This is a genomic window from Kordia sp. (assembly GCF_022447245.1).
Lineage (GTDB): Bacteria > Bacteroidota > Bacteroidia > Flavobacteriales > Flavobacteriaceae > Kordia.
Genome location: NZ_JAKVBC010000037.1, coordinates 33246 through 50496 on the forward strand (window position 1 = coordinate 33246; position 17251 = coordinate 50496).

Consider the following 17251-nt stretch of genomic DNA (forward strand, 5'->3'; position numbering starts at 1 on the left):
TGAATGTTGAATTTTAAATTTTGAATTATATTGTCATTTTTTCAATAGAATTTTTGAGAAGATTTTTTGCATTCTGAAAGCGCAAACGTTTTAGTTTCAGGAAGAAAGTATAATTATACAATTGTAACCGTCAAATTCCAAAAGATATGGAGTAGGATAGAAGGAATGATTGATTTTGACTTGTATGAAAGTACACCTAAAATATAGCCTCCAAACAATGTAATATATCCATGATGCCAATTGATGCTTGTATTGTCAAATATTGCTACTTCAACTTGAAGGTGTATATATGCAAATAATAGCGATGTAAAAAATATCGCTAAGCAAGGTTTGTATTTTTGGATGAGTTCACGTTGAAGATAATTTCGGAAGAAAAGTTCTTCTATAAAAGGAACAAGTAGAATGGATCTTAAAGCGTCAAAAGATTTAAGTTCTTCAGGTGCTAATTTATAATTGTAAAGATCAGGTGCAATTTCGAAATAGTATAAGAAGTCAAGTACTGATTGAAAAAACACAAATCCAATTCCTAGTAGAATCCCTAAAATATAAAATTTTGGAGCAGTCTTTTTAAACTCAAATACATCTTTTCTTTTGATACTTATGAAAAGTATTATAAGTATACATGCAAAAATACATTCGCTTACTAAACTATATATATCTAACGTATTGACAGAGTCGATATCGTCGAAGGATATATAATGCCAAGGCCAGATTAATTCTTGAATAAGACAATATAATATTGTAAACAAAAAAGCTTTGAGGAAATTCACGGGATGATTTGTAAGTTTATATTTTGAATTGAGGTGTTTATTTTGAGAATTTAAAAAGAAAATTTATGCTTCAGCAGATTCAATATAAATAATTTAAAAAGTTAAATACGAACGAAAAGGATGTTTTCTAACATCTAATACCTAAAACCCAACACCAAAAACCTAAAAAGGATAATTAATCCCAATATTATACACAGCATTTCCAAAGTTATAGTCATTGAACCAGCGATTGTTAACTGGATAGGCAGGATCGTAGGTTTTGAAACCAATATCAAAGCGTAAGACAAAGAAGCTGAAGTCGTAACGCAAACCTAAACCTGTTCCAAGTGCAATATCTTTGAGTGATTCCAAACCGTCGAATTTTCTACCTTCTTCTTCTGTATCATCAAAAACATTCCAAATGTTTCCTGCATCTGCAAACAAAGCACCTTTAAAGCTTCCGAACAAATCAAAACGATATTCTATGTTCGACGTCAATTTTAAGTTGGCTTCATTAAAGTCTAAAATACTTGCCGATCGTCCTGGGCCTAATTGATAAGCGCTCCAAGCTCTGTTATCGTTTGATCCACCACCAAAATAACTTCGTGCAAACGGAATATTGTCTGAGTTTCCATATGGAATGACAATTCCGAAGAAAGTTCTAAAAGCTAATACATCCTGTTTTCCAGACAATTCCCAGTGCTTTATGTAATCAAATTCTGTTTTGACATATTGTGTGTACGGAACACCAAAGAGTTTGTAGTTTCCTCTGGAATCTTTTTCCAAGTTGGCTACGCTAGCAATGGCTGATAAAAAGTTTCCAGCAAGCTCCAATTCGGTTCTAAACTGAAAAAACGTATTGTCTGCTATATTTTCTTTGCTGTTATGTAAAAAGTTGATTTTTGATGCAGCGATTAAATTGTCTTGCGTCAATCGAAATTGTCGCTGCGCTACACTTAAAACAGTAGAAAGTTCACTAGCAGTAACATCAAAACCATTAAAAATTACATCTTCAATAAATTGGTCAGGTTGGCCAGCAGCAATATTTAACGATTCATCTGCACCTAAATAATTAGAACTTTGTGCTACAGAATTCAAGCGATCATACGAACTCGTGTATACATTAAAATAGTTGCTCGTATTTAAGTTTCGAATAAATTGCAGATTGAACAACTCTAAATTGAATGTATTCTTTTTTGTAGGGCGCCAATTATAACGCACAAAACCAGTAAAAGTTTGTCGGTCCAATCCAATATTTTGTTGTACACTGGTTCCTAAAGATAATACAGTAGTAGGAAGCATATACTTTGGGATAATCTTATCCGTTTTAAACGGGAAAAAGAATCGCGGAAAGTTCAATCGAATATCTGCACCAATTTCAGAAATATTAAAGAATTGATCCTCCGAATCGGCAACATCTTTAGAAGCTCCTAAAGTTCCTCTTGCGGCAATTTCCAAAGTTTCTGCACCACGAAATACATTTCTACTGATTAATGATGTACTAAATGAGAATCCGTAATCCTGAATGTTAGAATGTGTGATGTCAATATCAAAACCTAAAGAAAATTTCTTTCGAGGTTGTAAATATATATTTGTGACTAAATCTGTCAGACTATCATTAATATATTCGTACTGAATGTTTGGATACCTAAATGTTCTTAAGTTGCTAATATGTTTGTATGTCAAGGTTCTGTCTTGATCTTTATATACATTGCCTGCTTGTATAAAAATAGCGTCGGTAATAGCTTTTGGGCGAAAACGAAGTTTATCATTTGAATAAATCGTAAAATCTTCATACTGCACCGAATCAATATACTCAGATCGCGAATTGGCAAAGGTGTAGTCAGTATAAATATTAACTTTTTTAATTCGATGTACCTTGTATTCTGTTTCAACAATGGAGTCATTTTTTCGCTCACTGAGGTTGTTGATTTTTAATAAAACAGGAAGTTTATAATCTCCGTTCATGGTATCTGTTCTTACAGAATCAATACCTACTTTTGGTTTAATAGAGTTTAACTGAAAATTGTAAATTCCTGAATTTCTGAATAAAACTGTTAAACGTTCACATTCGTTATAAAAATCAGAAGTACTGTACTGTTTCCCTTGCTTTAAAAATGATTTGTCTTTGTGTAAATTATAGATGGAATCTAAATCAGGTGATTTGATGGTGACATACAAACTGTCCAAAAAATATGGTTTTCCTGTTTCAACATTATATTGAATACTAGCTCTATTTGGTTTTTCATCAGGGATAATTTCGTATTCGGCTCTAGCATTAAAAAAACCTTTATTTTGATAATATGCTTTTAAACGATCGGTGGTTTTCTTAGTTTTTTTCTTATTGATAATTACAGGTGCTTCTCCTGTTTTTCTGAGCCAATTATTGAAACCGATTTTGTAATTTCCTAGTTCTCTAACTTGCTTTTTAGATAACTTTTTATTCAGTCGACCACGACGTTTTGGGTTTCGACTTAACCATGCTTGATATGTTGAATCAGGATTTTTTTCAGCAAGATTATATACGTGTAATCGAATAGGAAGTGTTAAAAAACGCGTATTCGGTTTTTGATACATTTGACTTAACGCGTCTGGATCGTTTGAAGTTTTTCCATTTACTGTTAATTCATTCTTAATTAATAGTAATTCATCATCTTTTACATATTTGATGGTATTACAAGAATTAAGAAATGCGCCAATTATAATAAATAATGATATTTTTGCTAAAAAGGATTTCAATAAGTGGTGTTTTTCAAATTCAAAATTAAACTATTTGCATGATTAGCAAAAGACAATTAAAAATAATAACGAGTCTACAACAAAAAAAGTACCGAAAATCAACAGGGCTCTTTGCGGTTGAAGGGAAAAAGGTGATTCAAGAGTTTCTGAATTCTAATTTTGAGCTAGATACACTATTTACTACGGATGAAAGTTTGTTTGCTTCCAGTTCAAAAGTAACATTAATTTCTGAAGTTGAATTAAAAAAGATTAGTTTCCTAAAAACGCCCAATAAAGCTTTAGCACTTTTTAAAATTTCGGAACCTGCTTTGGTTGAAAATGAAGGTTTGATAGTAGCCTTGGATGCAATTCGCGATCCTGGAAACTTAGGAACAATTATTCGTTTGTGTGATTGGTTTGGTGTGAAACATCTTGTATGTTCTGAAACTACGGTTGATTGTTATAACCCAAAAGTAATTCAAGCTACAATGGGCTCGCTAACCCGTATAAATGTAGTATACACTGATTTAAAAAAGTATCTTTCAGAAACTGATTTACCTGTTTTTGGTGCTTTCATGGATGGTAATAATGTTTACAAAACAAATTTGCCAACAAATGGAATTCTCGTGATGGGTAATGAAGCTAATGGCGTTTCAGGTGAAATCTCAGCATTAATCACCGAAAAAATTGCCATTCCACGTTTTGGAGAAATTCAACAAACAGAAAGTTTAAATGTTGCCATGGCGACAGGAATTTTGTTGAATGAGTTTAAGCGTAGTGAGTTTATATAGAGGATTCTCTAGGAAAGTCTATCATCTGAAATCGTCACTTCGAGTGAATTTGTGCAAAAAAAATATATCGAGAGGTACTTCGAAATTCTATTTTTAAGCAAGTTTTATACAAAACTTCTTAAAGATATCACTCAATCTGACATTTATGAAAAATCAACAATCAAAAAAAGAATCGAAGATATTATTGAAACGTAAAATTGATAAAAATTCCACGCGTTTGCATTTTTTGAATATTACTTGTCCATGGACTGTTTGGATCAACATCACGAACCAATTCATCATTCAATGCAAATACACCACGAATAGAAGGTGTAAATTTAAAGTAGTACAAATAGAAATCGACTCCAAATCCTAATTCATAATAAAAGGTTCTACGTTTCATACGAAATTGACCATTAAAATTATCATCAGGATTCTTTTCATTACTCGATAAATTCAAAGAAGTAGAAAATCCACCAATAATGAACGGTTTAAAGTTATTGATGCGCTTGGTTCCGATTTTTAACAATAATGGAATGTGCACATAACTCGATTTTATTTCACGCTCTCTATCAACTTGATCAATCAAACCGTAACTTTCAGGATATTCAATATTACGTGTGGTAAAGAAAATTCCGGGTTCCAAACGTAAGTTCATATAGTTATTTAACTTTACATCTCCAACCAAACCTACATTAAAACCTGTAGACGGTTTCAACTGAATGGCATCTGCATTTCTGTTATAGGTAAATTTAAAATCGTAACTGTTAAATCCTAAAAAATAACCCCAAGTTAGTGTGTTATTATCTATCTGACCTTTTCCTCCACTGGCATCATTCAATACTTTTTTCTTGCTGAATAGTTGAGGATATGCAGATTGTAGTGCGAAAATGCAAAAGATGATAAGTAAAATCTTCTTCATAAAATCTATTTTGTTGCGGTGTAAATACTTGCTACACCAAACGTTTGTGGTTTATCTTTCACATCTATAAACCCAATTTTTCGTAAAATATTGTTGAAGTTTTCTCCATAAGGGAAAGCAGCTGCCGATTCTGACAAATATCCGTAAGCAGAATTGTCTTTAGAAAACAGTTTTCCAATTAATGGTAAAATATTCTTTGTGTAGAATTTATAAAATTGTTTATGAGGTGCTTTTGTTGGTACAGAAGTTTCCAATACAACAAAAATTCCTTTCGGTTTTAAAACACGGAAAATTTCCTGTAAGCCTTGCTCTAAGTTTTCAAAGTTTCGAACACCGAAAGCAACGGTAATAGCATCAAACGAATTGTCTTCAAATGGTAACTTTTCACCATCACCTAATACCATTTCAATCTTATCGTGAAGTGCTTTTTTCTTCACTTTTTGTTTACCAACTTCCAACATTCCTGGTGAAATATCCAAGCCAACAATACGCTCTGCACTAGTTTCAGCGAGATTAATTGCTAAATCGGCTGTTCCGGTAGCAATATCTAAAATAGTCTTCGGATTAGTTTCACCAACCATACGAACCACTCGCTTTCTCCATTTGATATCAATACCAAAAGAAATCACACGGTTCAATCCGTCATAATTCTCTGAAATGGTATCAAACATCTCTGTAACCTGCTCTTTTTTGCCAAGTTTTGACTCTTTGTATGGTGTTACATTTTTCGACATATAGAAAATTTTGGCAAATATAATTAATCCTGTTATCAATGTTGTGTTGTAAAGCCTATAATTTGCATAGGTATTATAAATCTGATAGTCAAGTAGCAAAGTATTAGCAAATGATTGCTTTTTTCCCTTATATTTGTATACTTTTTCAATAAGTTAATTCGATGAAAATTATAATTGCGGGAGCTGGTGAAGTAGGATATCATTTAGCAAAACTACTTTCTTATGAATCTCAAGATATTACCTTAATAGACTGCGATAAGGAAAATTTAGAATATGCAGATGCACATTTGGACATACGTGTCATAAAAGGTGATGCAACTTCTATCACAGTATTAAAAGATGCAAGAGTTGCTACTGCAGATTTGGTAATTACGGTTACTTCTTCCGAAACAACAAACATTACTATTTGTGTACTAGCAAAGCAATTAGGTTGTAAACGAACGATTGCTCGAATATCCAATACGGAGTTTATTGACAATCAAGAAGAATTAAAATTTAGTGATTTAGGAATTGATGAATTGATTTCTCCTGAAAAATTAGCTGCTGCCGAAATAAAATTACTACTAGATCAATCTGCATTTAACGATAGTTATGAGTTTGAAGATGGAGCGCTGACAATGGTTGGTACTATTTTGCAACGAACTGCGCCTTTTGTTGGAAAAAGTGTAAAAGAAGCAGCAAGTATTTTTCCAGAATTACATTTTGTGCCGATTGCTATTCAGCGATTTGGGACACAATATACGTTGATTCCACGTGGAGATACCTTATTCAAAGAAGGCGATCAAGTATATTTTATTATTTCCAAAGAAGGAGTAGAGGAGTTATACAAGTTAATTGGAAAACAACGAGAAGATATCAAGAATGTAATGATTCTTGGTGGAAGCAAAATTGGATTGAAAACCTCCAGAGATTTATGCAAAAATAGATTCAATGTAAAATTGATCGAAAAAGATAAATCAAAAGCATTTGAATTGGCAGATGAATTGCCAAATGCCTTGATTATTCATGGAGATGGGCGCAATGTAGAGTTGTTAGAAGAAGAAGGTGTGTATGATATGGATGCGTTTATTGCCGTAACAGGAAACTCAGAAACAAACATTATGTCATGCTTGGTGGCAAAATCGAAAAGTATTCGAAAAACCATTGCGTTGGTCGAAAATATGGATTACTTCCAATTATCTCAATCGATAGGAATAGATACCTTGATCAATAAAAAGTTATTAGCAGCAAACAATATATTTCGCCATATTCGTAAAGGGGACGTTGTTGATATGACGCGACTCAACAATATGAATTCAGAATTGCTAGAGTTTGTCGTAAAACCCACTTCACGTGTTTGTGATAAAAAAATAAAAGACTTAGATTTTCCTCGATCTGCCATTATTGGAGGTGTAATTCGAGAAGGCGAAGGTTTAATTGCTTTGGGTGATTTTCATATCAAATCGGGCGATAGAGTTGTCGTCTGTAGTTTACCACAATCCATCAACAAAGTAGAACGTATGTTTCTCTAATCTTTGATAATGAGGGTAAATTATAAAATCATATTTCACTTAATGGGACTGCTGTTAATTTGCAATGGCGGATTTATGTTACTTGCTACTTTGGTAAGTTACCTTTATGAAGATGGTGTAACGTTACAATTGTTTTTGGCAGGATTGGTGACGATCATTGCTGGAGCACTTTTTATGTTGACAACCAAAGATCATAAAAAGGAAATCAAAAAGCGGGAAGGTTATATTGTCGTTACTTTTGGTTGGATATTTATGTCTCTCTCAGGAACATTTCCGTATATATTTACCCGAACTATCCCAAAATTTACCAATGCCTTCTTTGAAACGATGTCTGGTTATACTACAACTGGAGCCACTATTTTAGAGAAAATAGAAGGTTTGCCAGAAGGAATATTATTTTGGCGAAGTATGACGCATTGGATAGGAGGAATGGGAATTATTGTATTAGCAATTGCTATTTTACCTTTATTGGGAATCGGAGGAATGCAATTATTTGCGGCAGAAGCACCTGGTCCAAGTGCCGATAAATTGCACCCGAGAATTACAGACACTGCGAAACGTTTATGGTTGATTTATGTAGGATATACAGTGGCAGAAACCATCTTATTACAAGTCGCAGGAATGTCTTTTTTTGACGCTATCAATCATGCGTTATGTACATTATCTACAGGAGGTTTTTCTACCAAAGATGCCAGTATTGCACATTGGAATGGAGATCCAATTATACAATATATCATTATTTTCTTTATGTTTTTGGCAGGAACAAACTTTGTCTTAAGCTATTTTGCCTTTAAAGGAAAGATACAAAAAGTTTTTAGAGATGAAGAATTCCGAGTCTATGTAGCTTTTGTCATCATTTTTACGCTAATTGCTACGGTTATTATACATACGCAAGCAAATGTAGAGCCCTCCGACTACCATCCAATGGTTTGGGGAGAACTGGAAAGCGGCTTCCGACATTCGCTGTTTTCCGTCATTGCTGTTATTACAACTACTGGGTTTGTGACTGCTGACTTTACTTCGTGGACTACATTTTTAACCATTTTCTTCTTTGGTTTAATGTTTCTTGGAGGTTCAGCAGGTTCCACTTCAGGTGGTGTAAAAGTCGTCAGGCACTTGTTGATGATTAAAAACGGTCTGTTAGAATTTAAACGTACGTTACATCCACGTGCTATTATTCCTATGCGTTACAACAATAAATCTGTCTCGGAACATATTGTATACAATATCTTAGGATTCTTTATTCTGTATATGTTATTGTTTATTATTGGAGCTTTGGTGTTAGGATTTGTAGGTTTAGATTTTGAATCGGCTATTGGTGGTGCAGCTTCTTCTTTAGGAAATGTTGGGCCAGCATTGGGAGACTTAAATCCGCTAGAAAATTACAACTCAATTCCGTCTTTCGGGAAATGGTGGTGTGCTTTTTTAATGCTTCTTGGACGATTGGAATTATTTACTGTATTAATTCTAATCACGCCATTCTTCTGGAGAAATCGTTAGTTTTCAATGATTTAAAAATGGCGCTTAAAATTTTTTTTGAAATTTCTTGTAACATTTTTTTTGTTGATACGTCATACTTGTGTAAATCAATCAAAAAACAATAATCATGACATCAACAAATTACACTCAAACAAATTTAGTACCAGTCGAACCCATTCATTCAAATGAAAACTATGTAAATAGAGGAATTTTGACTTCGTCTTACAAAGAAGAAATTAAAGAAAATTTTAATAATTCTGAATCGAATTCTTTGTTCCGCTTAAAGCAACATGTTCGAGCAAATCATTACAAATTTGCTCCAGCTGCTGGAACAATTCTAAAAGTTTCAGTATTTGTCATAGCATATTTAATCACTTTTATTTAATTAGCTACATTATAAATAAATTATTTGAGTTCGATATCGGGCATCACAAATAAATGCACTAAACTTTAAAATATCACTTATCACTGTGAGTGCAGTAGAAGAATGAGCCAACACTTTATAATTGGTTCTCTACTGCACTTGATTTTTTATATTTTTCAAAAAATTAAAATTCTTTCAAACAGTCCTACAGAAAAAAGGGGGAAAATCCCCTGTCAAAGGGTTTTTTAACTTCGGATGTTTTGTGGATATTTACACCAGTGAAACAAAAGATTTAAAAATAAATGCTTAAGAGGTTTAACTTTCTCGAATTCTGCTGGTTAGCTACAGTTGTTTTGTTAACGAGCACGGTGGTAACGATCTTTACAAATACAGATCTTACAGGTGAAACTTATGCACCAGCAGGAACGCTTTTCGGGATAGACCTTAAGTATTGTGTTGTTATTTTCTACGCTTTTAATACGTTCCTGTTCTTTGGAATTAAGGAATTTTTTTGGCGATATGAACGAAAATTTCCAAATGCCATTATCATGTTTAGTGGCGCTATTTTGACAATTTCACTTTTAATACTTAATATTATTTAGTTAATCTCAACCAAGCCAAAAGATGTACTTATCACACATCTTTTGGCTTATTGTTTCTGACCTACATTTCTAAAAATACATATTAGGTTATAAAGATAAAACCATAAAAAAAAGCTGTTTTCTCAAGAAAACAGCTTTTTTCATTTTGAATGATATTTTTACTGTAATGCTTCTTTGATCTGTTGTATTGCTTTGCGTAATTCTTCTTCCGAAGCTGCATACGAAATACGAATACAATTTGGATTTCCAAATGCATCACCAGTTACAGTAGCAACTAAAGCTTCATCTAATAGATACAAAGAAAAATCAGTAGCATTATTTATGGTTTTTCCGCGTAATGTTTTACCAAAGAAAGATGAAATATCTGGAAATATATAAAATGCACCTTCAGGAACATTGACATTGAAACCATCAATTTCTTTAAGTAAACCTAAGACAATATCTCTACGCTTTAAAAACTCATCCATCATGTATTGAATTTTGTCTTTAGAAGCTTCTAGAGCTGCAATCGTAGCGCGTTGTGCAATACAATTAGCTCCACTAGTTACTTGTCCTTGAATTTTGTTGCAAGCTCTCGCTATTTTTTCTGGAGCACCGATATATCCAATTCTCCAACCAGTCATTGCAAATGCTTTAGAAACACCATTTACCGTAATTGTGCGATCGTACATGGACGGAATTCGTGCAATGCTATAGTGTTCACTTGTAAAGTTGATATGTTCGTATATTTCATCAGAAACAACATATATGTTTGGATGCTTTTCTAAAACTGAGGCCAATGCTTTTAATTCAGCTTCGCTATATACAGAACCACTGGGATTACAAGGAGAACTGAACCAAATCATTTTTGTTTTTGGTGTAATAGCAGCTTCCAATTGCTCAGGTGTCATTTTAAAATCAGTCTCAATAGAAGTAGCTACCTGCACAGGAACACCTTCAGCCAATTTTACAATATCACTGTAGCTTACCCAAAACGGCGCAGGAAGAATTACTTCGTCTCCTTCGTTCAATAAAACCATTGCTACATTAGCTAGTGATTGTTTTGCTCCAGTAGAAACTACAATTTGACTTGCGGTGTACGTAAGATTATTATCGCGCTTAAATTTATTAATAATTGCTTCTTTCAAATCGCCATAACCATCTACAGGTGTGTAACTATTGTAGTTATCATTAATGGCTTGAATTGCGGCTTCTTTTATAAACTCTGGCGTGTTGAAATCTGGCTCTCCGAGCCTTAGCCCGATAATATTTTTGCCTTCATTTCTTAATTCTCTTGCTTTCGCTGCCATTGCTAAGGTAGCGGAAGTAGACATGTTTAAAACTCTTTCAGATAATAATGACATCGTTGTGTGTTGTGTTATTTTATTTTAAAAACTGAATGCTACGAAATTAGGTATTTTATCATTTAGGAAGAAACAATGTAGCTACTAATTGTTTGGTTTTCTGCAATGAGTTTTAGTTTTTAGGTAAATATGATAAAATATATACAGATAGTTACAGAAATAAAAAAAAGCCTGCATAATGCAGACTTTTTGTAAGTGATTTTATTTTTTTAGTTAGAGAAGCGCATCTTTTCTAATTTGTAATATTCTCTAAACGTTATCATACGTTCTTGTTCTTCATCCCAAAGTTTTAAAAACATCATTTTTAATCCGTCTTTAAAGGATAAAGTTGTTACGTATTTTGATAAAATTTTATTTTCAGTAATACATTTTCTTAAGTTGTAATTTGGAATTCTACTGTTTAAATGGTGAATGTGATGAATTCCAATATGGCCAGTAAACCATTCCATCACTCTAGGTAATTTTAAATAGGTACTTCCTTTGATGGCTGAAAGTAAAAAGTCCCAATCTTTTTTCCATTTCTTATAGGAGAATTCGTGTTGGTGTTGAATATAAAAGAACCAAAATGCAATAATTCCAAAGAAAAATAGAATGATAAACTGAACCGCAAAGAAATCAGCCCAACCTGCAAAGTACCCAATAATTAAATATGGAATAATAATGATGAGGTTGTCTTTTAAAAGTGTCAATGTAATTTTTTGCCACTTGTTAAATTGTAAGAACGGATATTTTGTAGTTACAATTAAGTAGTACGCAGGAGCAATCACAAAGATTACGATTGGACTTCTAAACACCTTGTATCTAAATTTTCCCCACCAACTCTTTTCACGAAATTCTTTTACGGTAAGTGTTGGCATATCACCAACTTGTCTTGTTTCTAGCTGTCCGTTATGTCCATGGTGAAATGTATGTGTTTCTGCCCAATATTTGAATGGTAGAAAACTAAATACGCTACATGCATATCCAATAATATCACTCGCTTTTTTTGACTTAATAAAGGAACCATGTCCACAATCGTGCTGAATGATAAAAATTCGAACCAAAAAGAAGGCATTTAAAATTCCTAATAAAATAGTCAGGGTTAATGAAAATTCGAGAGTAAAATACATTAATACCCAAACGGCAATAAACGGTAAAAAAGAAGATAGCATTTGGCCGATGGCCTTTTTAGTATTTTTTTTCTTGTATTTAGATATGATTGATCTCCAGTTTTTAAGAGCTTCTTTGATCTCTTTATCAATATTATTCTGCGCCATGGAGGGAAACTATTTAATATTTTAGAATCAATTTAAATTTTTGGTACAATATATTGCAAATATCGTAATTTGGAAACAATAAATTTACATAATCATAAATAAAGATTAGTTTTGCCGCAGATATGGAAATAATACAAAAATATTTTACAGGTATAACAGCAACTCAAATAGAACAATTTGAGCAGTTAGAAATGTTATATAAAGAATGGAATGCACAAATTAATGTGATATCAAGAAAGGATATTGGCGAATTGTATGTGCGTCATGTATTGCATGCACTTGCCATTGCAAAAGTGCAATCGTTTGCAGCTGGTTCAAAAATTTTAGATGTTGGTACTGGTGGTGGTTTTCCTGGAATTCCGCTAGCAATATTATTTCCAGAAGTCAATTTTGTACTGGTTGATGCGATAGGAAAGAAGATAAAAGTTGTTAACGCTGTTGCTGAAAGTATTGGTTTAACTAATGTGGAAGCTTATCATATACGTGCTGAAAAGGTAAAGGGAGAGTTCGATTTTATCGTAAGTAGAGCAGTTACCAATATGCCTGATTTTGTAAAGTGGGTTCGTAAAAAGGTTGCTAAAAAACAACGACACGAATTAAAAAACGGAATTTTGTATTTGAAGGGAGGCGATTTGACAGAAGAATTGAAAGATTTTCCAAAAGCTACTTTGTATGCTATTCCTGATTACTTTGAAGAAGATTTCTTTGACACCAAAAAGGTAGTGCATCTTCCTTTAAAATATAAACCTTAAAAAGTAAAATCCCCTAAGTACGAATACTTAAGGGATTTTTTGTAGTTAGTTGGTTGGTTTGGTTATTGAGAGTTCTTTATATCTTAATAGATATTATTTTATGTTCTAAATTAGAATGCTGTTGTAATGTTAAAAGTGACACCTGTACTTTGTGGTACAAATCGGCAAACACCTCCAACACACACTAATCCACCACGTTGTCTACCGTAGTTTACTGCAAAACGCGTGGCGCCTCTTGCAAAACTTCCTCCAACATTGTAATAGTGAATTTGTTCGTCTTTATCATCGTTTCCGTAATTGTAGATATCATTTACATAGAATGATAATCTTGGTGTTAGATTAAATTCGAGTGTTGCTCCAGCCCAGTTTTTATTATCGTCTGGCGTCCATAAATGTTGTAACTCCATACGTGCAGATTGTCTTGAACTAATTCTATATGTAGATTCAACAACAGCAATATTAGAATTTACTTCACCACGTTGATCTGTAATAAAACGTTGGTTATAATATTGATTCACATAGTAAAATATACTTTGCCATTTGCGATTCCATTTTTTACGAACTTCTAAGCTGTATTCAGAGAAGTATTTTTGGCCAAAGCCAAAGTATTCTATTTCAGCATTTCTATCTGTAAAATTAAAATCTCCTTTTAATCCAGCCCAATACGATGCATTTAATGCAACCTTTGTTCCGTATTTTCCTCCGAGTGCTGTTCCTTTTTTGAAGTTATAGAAAATATCAACTTGTCCTCCAATTTCACCAAACTTCAATAAAGAAGGATCTGGAACGGAAATCGCAGGTTGTGATTGGTACACATATATGTTTGTCAGTAAATAATCATGCTGTTTTGTCAATCCTGGCAAATAGTTCATGATATTTTCATTGAATACATTTCCGGAGGCTTCTCTTTCAGAAAAGAAATTCATGTTTTCTAATCTTCTAAAAGTAGCATCAATTCCTAATCCTTTTTGAGAATATCCCAGGTTAACTAAAAGTGCACTTCCAGGTTCTACGAAGTTTTCAATAAATCGCTGTGAATTTACGATTGCATCATCACTTTTAGTAATGTATTCAATACCAGAATAAAAAGAGTTTCCAGAATAATCAAGTCTTGCTGAAAAAGCATTTGTCATTTCATCAAAGCCCGTATTTTGAAATTCTTCTGGTATATCTTCTTTTCTTCCAACATAACTGAATCCTGCTGAAAGTGATGAACTTTGCAATTTGAATAGATTTGTGAGGTCAATTTCAGAATTGAAAGCAAAAATTTCACCTTCTGATACTTCAAAACCATCACGTTGTCTTGCATACATTCCTGTGAATGATAATGAATTTGAAGGTTGATACTTTACGCGTCCACCTCTAAATGAATTATTAATCCCTAGAGGTCTATTCTCCCATCCACGTAAAATAAGTCCACTACCAAATTGTTCGTAAAAATATCCAGCAGTTACTTCTAACTTGTTGGTTTTGTACATTGCATAATATTGTGCAATGCCTGAATCGTCTAATTTTGGAGAGTAATTTAGTAAAGGCATTGGAGCATACGATTCTACTTGAATTCCAGCAAACCAATTTCCGTAATTATAATCTAATTTTAAATAATTGTTAGAGCGTACGTGTTCGTCTTCGGCAAATTTCCCAAGACCTGTATCATCATTATACCATTGGACAATTGATTCAAATCCACCAGTCAATGTTCCCCAGTCTTTCTTTTTATCTTCGCTATCATCTTGTGTTTGTGCAAATCCAACAGAGCAAGCTAATGCAAAAGAAAGGTATAGTAATTTCTTCATGTAAATATATAATAGTTTAGTTTAGTGTTTGGTTGGTTGGTCAGTTTTCTTTACTTTGCGTTTTTCTTAACTACTTCGTAAAGTTCTTCTTCAGCACCCATTTGGTACCCTGTATGGCGCCAAACAATTTTACCATCCTTAATAACGATCACATGAGGAATCACAGTAATGTTAAGTGAACGTTGTAATTCTTGATTTTCATCTAAGAGAATTTTATATTCCCAACCTTTACCATTAATTAATGGCTTTACTCTTTTCTTTGTTCTGGCATCATCAGTAGCAATGGCAATCAATTCAACATTTGTTTCATCGATCCAATCATCATATACTTCGCTAATTGCATCCAATTCATTAATACAAGGTACACACCAAGTTGCCCAAAAGCTGATCACTTTTACGCCTTTTGTTTTGGTGATTTCATCCATGTTTAAGGAGCTACCATCCAATTTTTTAACAGAAACATTCGGGATTTCTTTTTGCGCATTTGCTTGTAGTGTATACATTAAGAATACAACAACAATACTCATAATTGACTTCATATTTTTTAGTTTAATAGTGAGAACGCTGTAAATATATAAAAGCTTGCGTTAAAAAAACAATAAAAACAAAATAATTCATTTTTTGCATTTTCTCCATATTCTCTATATAAATTATAGGCTATTTGTTTGATTAACTGTTTATTAGATTTTTCTTTTTTTTAACGAAAATTTACTCTAAATTAGTCCCAAATTATACCATAAACCAAACTTTGTAAACAAAAAAAAGTCTTATGAAAACAAAAAACATTTTACAATGCCTAGTTGTCGTATTCGCTTTATTCATGTACTCATGTAGCAGTGATTCTGACAATGATACTGGAGAGCCGAACCCAGGTGGCGGAGGTTCAGGAATTACTTCTATTACGGTATCAGCAAGTGCTAACTCAATTGAATTAGGTGGATCTGTAACTTTTACAGTAACTGCAAATGATGGATCTAATGTAACATCTAGTGCTTCTATTTTAGTAAATAACAGTACAATACAAGGAGTAGAGTTTACACCAACAGCAACGGGTAACTACCAAATTACTGCAAGGTATCAAAATATTACTAGTGGAGCAATTACTTTAGAGGTAACTCCTCCAGTCATTACTGCTTTGCGAGTAGAAAGTACACAATCAACTATAAAAATAGGAGATACAGCTGATTTTATTGTAATCGGTACAGATGCTTCAAATAATGAGTATACAATTACGGATAGTGCGACAATTACAGTAAATGGAAACCAAATTACAGGAAGCAGATTTATGGCTATTACTACAGATGATTTACAAGTGACAGCTACTAAAGATGGAGTAGACTCTCCAGTATTTGACTTACCGGTGACTGATGAAACAGCACCAGGAACATTCCAGAGAACAGTGAGTCTTATTGATGCAACTGGGACATGGTGTGGATGGTGTACTAGAGTTTCTTACGGAATTGAATTAGTTGAAGCTGCAACAGATAAAGCATTTGTCGTTGCTGCACACAGTGGAGATGGAATGCAAAACTCTTACAGTTCTGCTTTAGTTGCTCAAGTAAATCCAGGAGGAAGCTACCCAACAGCTGTACTTAATGGTACTACTGAGTGGACGTACCCAGAACCCAGTAATGTTGATCAAGTGACTAACTTGGCTTCAGGAACAACTTCAAGAGGATTATCTGTAAACTCTATGGTAGTTGGAAATAACCTACAAGTATATGTCAGTGCAGCTTTTGTACAAGCAATGCCAAATGCTAAATTAGCAGTATACGTTCTTGAAAGTGATATCGTAGCTTCTCAGGCAAACTATACTAGCTATTATGGAGGTGTTGACCCAATTACTGATTTCAGACACCATCATGTGTTAAGACACTCTCTTACTGCTGTACTTGGAGATGCTATACCATCAGGAAACACTGGAGCAGGACAAAAGTATACTCAAATATATGATGTTCCTATACCAAGCAATATTTCTGATAACACTAAAATATCTGTAGTTGCTATGATCATTGATAATACTTTTGATATTGTATCATCTAATGGAGGTCACACAGGAGAAGATAAAGATTTTAATTAATCAAATTAATTATAAAGTTAGCTAGGATTCATTTAATTCTTACATAAAAGCAGCCTATTAGGCTGCTTTTTTTGTTCTATACTTTTTCTTTTTTAGTAATGTCCCGTCCTGAAATAGCGTTACACTAAATTTTAAGTGTAATTAAAACAAATTATGTAAAGCGAACTCAAAAAGA

General features: G+C 33.2%; 14 protein-coding genes. 6 read left to right on the plus strand and 8 right to left on the minus strand.

The window, feature by feature from the left end:
• Positions 1–113 precede the first annotated feature (113 nt).
• Positions 114–749 (minus strand): CPBP family intramembrane glutamic endopeptidase, encoded by a 636-nt coding sequence (locus MK119_RS20045; RefSeq protein ID WP_290682697.1) that lies wholly within the window; start codon positions 747–749, stop codon positions 114–116.
• Positions 750–932: 183 nt separating this feature from the next.
• Positions 933–3488: a BamA/TamA family outer membrane protein gene (locus tag MK119_RS20050; RefSeq protein ID WP_290682698.1), complete on the minus strand. Its 2556-nt coding sequence runs from the start codon at positions 3486–3488 to the stop codon at positions 933–935.
• 38 nt (positions 3489–3526) lie between these two features.
• Between MK119_RS20050 and MK119_RS20055 the strand changes: the two genes are divergently transcribed.
• Positions 3527–4258: an RNA methyltransferase gene (locus MK119_RS20055; RefSeq protein ID WP_290682700.1), complete on the plus strand. Its 732-nt coding sequence runs from the start codon at positions 3527–3529 to the stop codon at positions 4256–4258.
• Positions 4259–4439: 181 nt separating this feature from the next.
• Here the strand turns inward: MK119_RS20055 and MK119_RS20060 are convergent, their stop codons facing one another.
• Both MK119_RS20060 and ubiE read right to left on the minus strand, forming a co-directional pair.
• On the minus strand, positions 4440–5159 hold the full coding sequence (locus MK119_RS20060; RefSeq protein ID WP_290682702.1) for a porin family protein: 720 nt from the start codon (positions 5157–5159) through the stop codon (positions 4440–4442).
• Between the two features lie 5 nt (positions 5160–5164).
• A complete protein-coding gene (gene ubiE / locus MK119_RS20065) occupies positions 5165–5893 on the minus strand; it encodes a bifunctional demethylmenaquinone methyltransferase/2-methoxy-6-polyprenyl-1,4-benzoquinol methylase UbiE (protein WP_290682704.1) in 729 nt (242 codons plus the stop codon).
• Positions 5894–6054: 161 nt separating this feature from the next.
• Between ubiE and trkA the strand changes: the two genes are divergently transcribed.
• The 3 genes from trkA to MK119_RS20080 all read left to right on the plus strand — a co-directional run bounded on the left by trkA (position 6055) and on the right by MK119_RS20080 (position 9268).
• Positions 6055–7404, plus strand: coding sequence for a Trk system potassium transporter TrkA (gene trkA / locus MK119_RS20070; protein ID WP_290682706.1), 1350 nt, complete (start codon positions 6055–6057; stop codon positions 7402–7404).
• Positions 7405–7446: 42 nt separating this feature from the next.
• Positions 7447–8904 carry a potassium transporter TrkG gene (locus tag MK119_RS20075; RefSeq protein WP_290682708.1) on the plus strand — a complete coding sequence of 486 codons (1458 nt, stop codon included), beginning with the start codon at positions 7447–7449 and terminating at the stop codon, positions 8902–8904.
• 106 nt (positions 8905–9010) lie between these two features.
• Positions 9011–9268, plus strand: coding sequence for a hypothetical protein (locus tag MK119_RS20080; RefSeq protein WP_290682710.1), 258 nt, complete (start codon positions 9011–9013; stop codon positions 9266–9268).
• A gap of 739 nt (positions 9269–10007) precedes the next feature.
• On the opposite strand, the gene MK119_RS20085 is transcribed toward MK119_RS20080, so the two are convergent.
• Positions 10008–11192: a pyridoxal phosphate-dependent aminotransferase gene (locus tag MK119_RS20085; protein WP_290682712.1), complete on the minus strand. Its 1185-nt coding sequence runs from the start codon at positions 11190–11192 to the stop codon at positions 10008–10010.
• Positions 11193–11401: 209 nt separating this feature from the next.
• Positions 11402–12448 carry a fatty acid desaturase gene (locus MK119_RS20090; RefSeq protein WP_290682714.1) on the minus strand — a complete coding sequence of 349 codons (1047 nt, stop codon included), beginning with the start codon at positions 12446–12448 and terminating at the stop codon, positions 11402–11404.
• A 122-nt stretch (positions 12449–12570) separates the two neighbouring features.
• Here MK119_RS20090 and rsmG point away from each other — a divergent pair, with 122 nt between their 5' ends.
• Entirely contained in the window at positions 12571–13200 is a 630-nt protein-coding gene (rsmG, locus tag MK119_RS20095; RefSeq protein ID WP_290682715.1) for a 16S rRNA (guanine(527)-N(7))-methyltransferase RsmG, read from the plus strand.
• Between the two features lie 110 nt (positions 13201–13310).
• Here rsmG and MK119_RS20100 read toward each other — a convergent pair whose 3' ends face one another.
• Both MK119_RS20100 and MK119_RS20105 read right to left on the minus strand, forming a co-directional pair.
• A complete protein-coding gene (locus MK119_RS20100; protein ID WP_290682717.1) occupies positions 13311–14996 on the minus strand; it encodes a DUF6029 family protein in 1686 nt (561 codons plus the stop codon).
• Positions 14997–15046: 50 nt separating this feature from the next.
• Positions 15047–15535: a TlpA disulfide reductase family protein gene (locus tag MK119_RS20105; RefSeq protein ID WP_290682719.1), complete on the minus strand. Its 489-nt coding sequence runs from the start codon at positions 15533–15535 to the stop codon at positions 15047–15049.
• A gap of 230 nt (positions 15536–15765) precedes the next feature.
• Between MK119_RS20105 and MK119_RS20110 the strand changes: the two genes are divergently transcribed.
• Positions 15766–17076 (plus strand): Omp28-related outer membrane protein, encoded by a 1311-nt coding sequence (locus MK119_RS20110; protein ID WP_290682721.1) that lies wholly within the window; start codon positions 15766–15768, stop codon positions 17074–17076.
• The last annotated feature ends 175 nt before the right edge of the window (positions 17077–17251 follow it).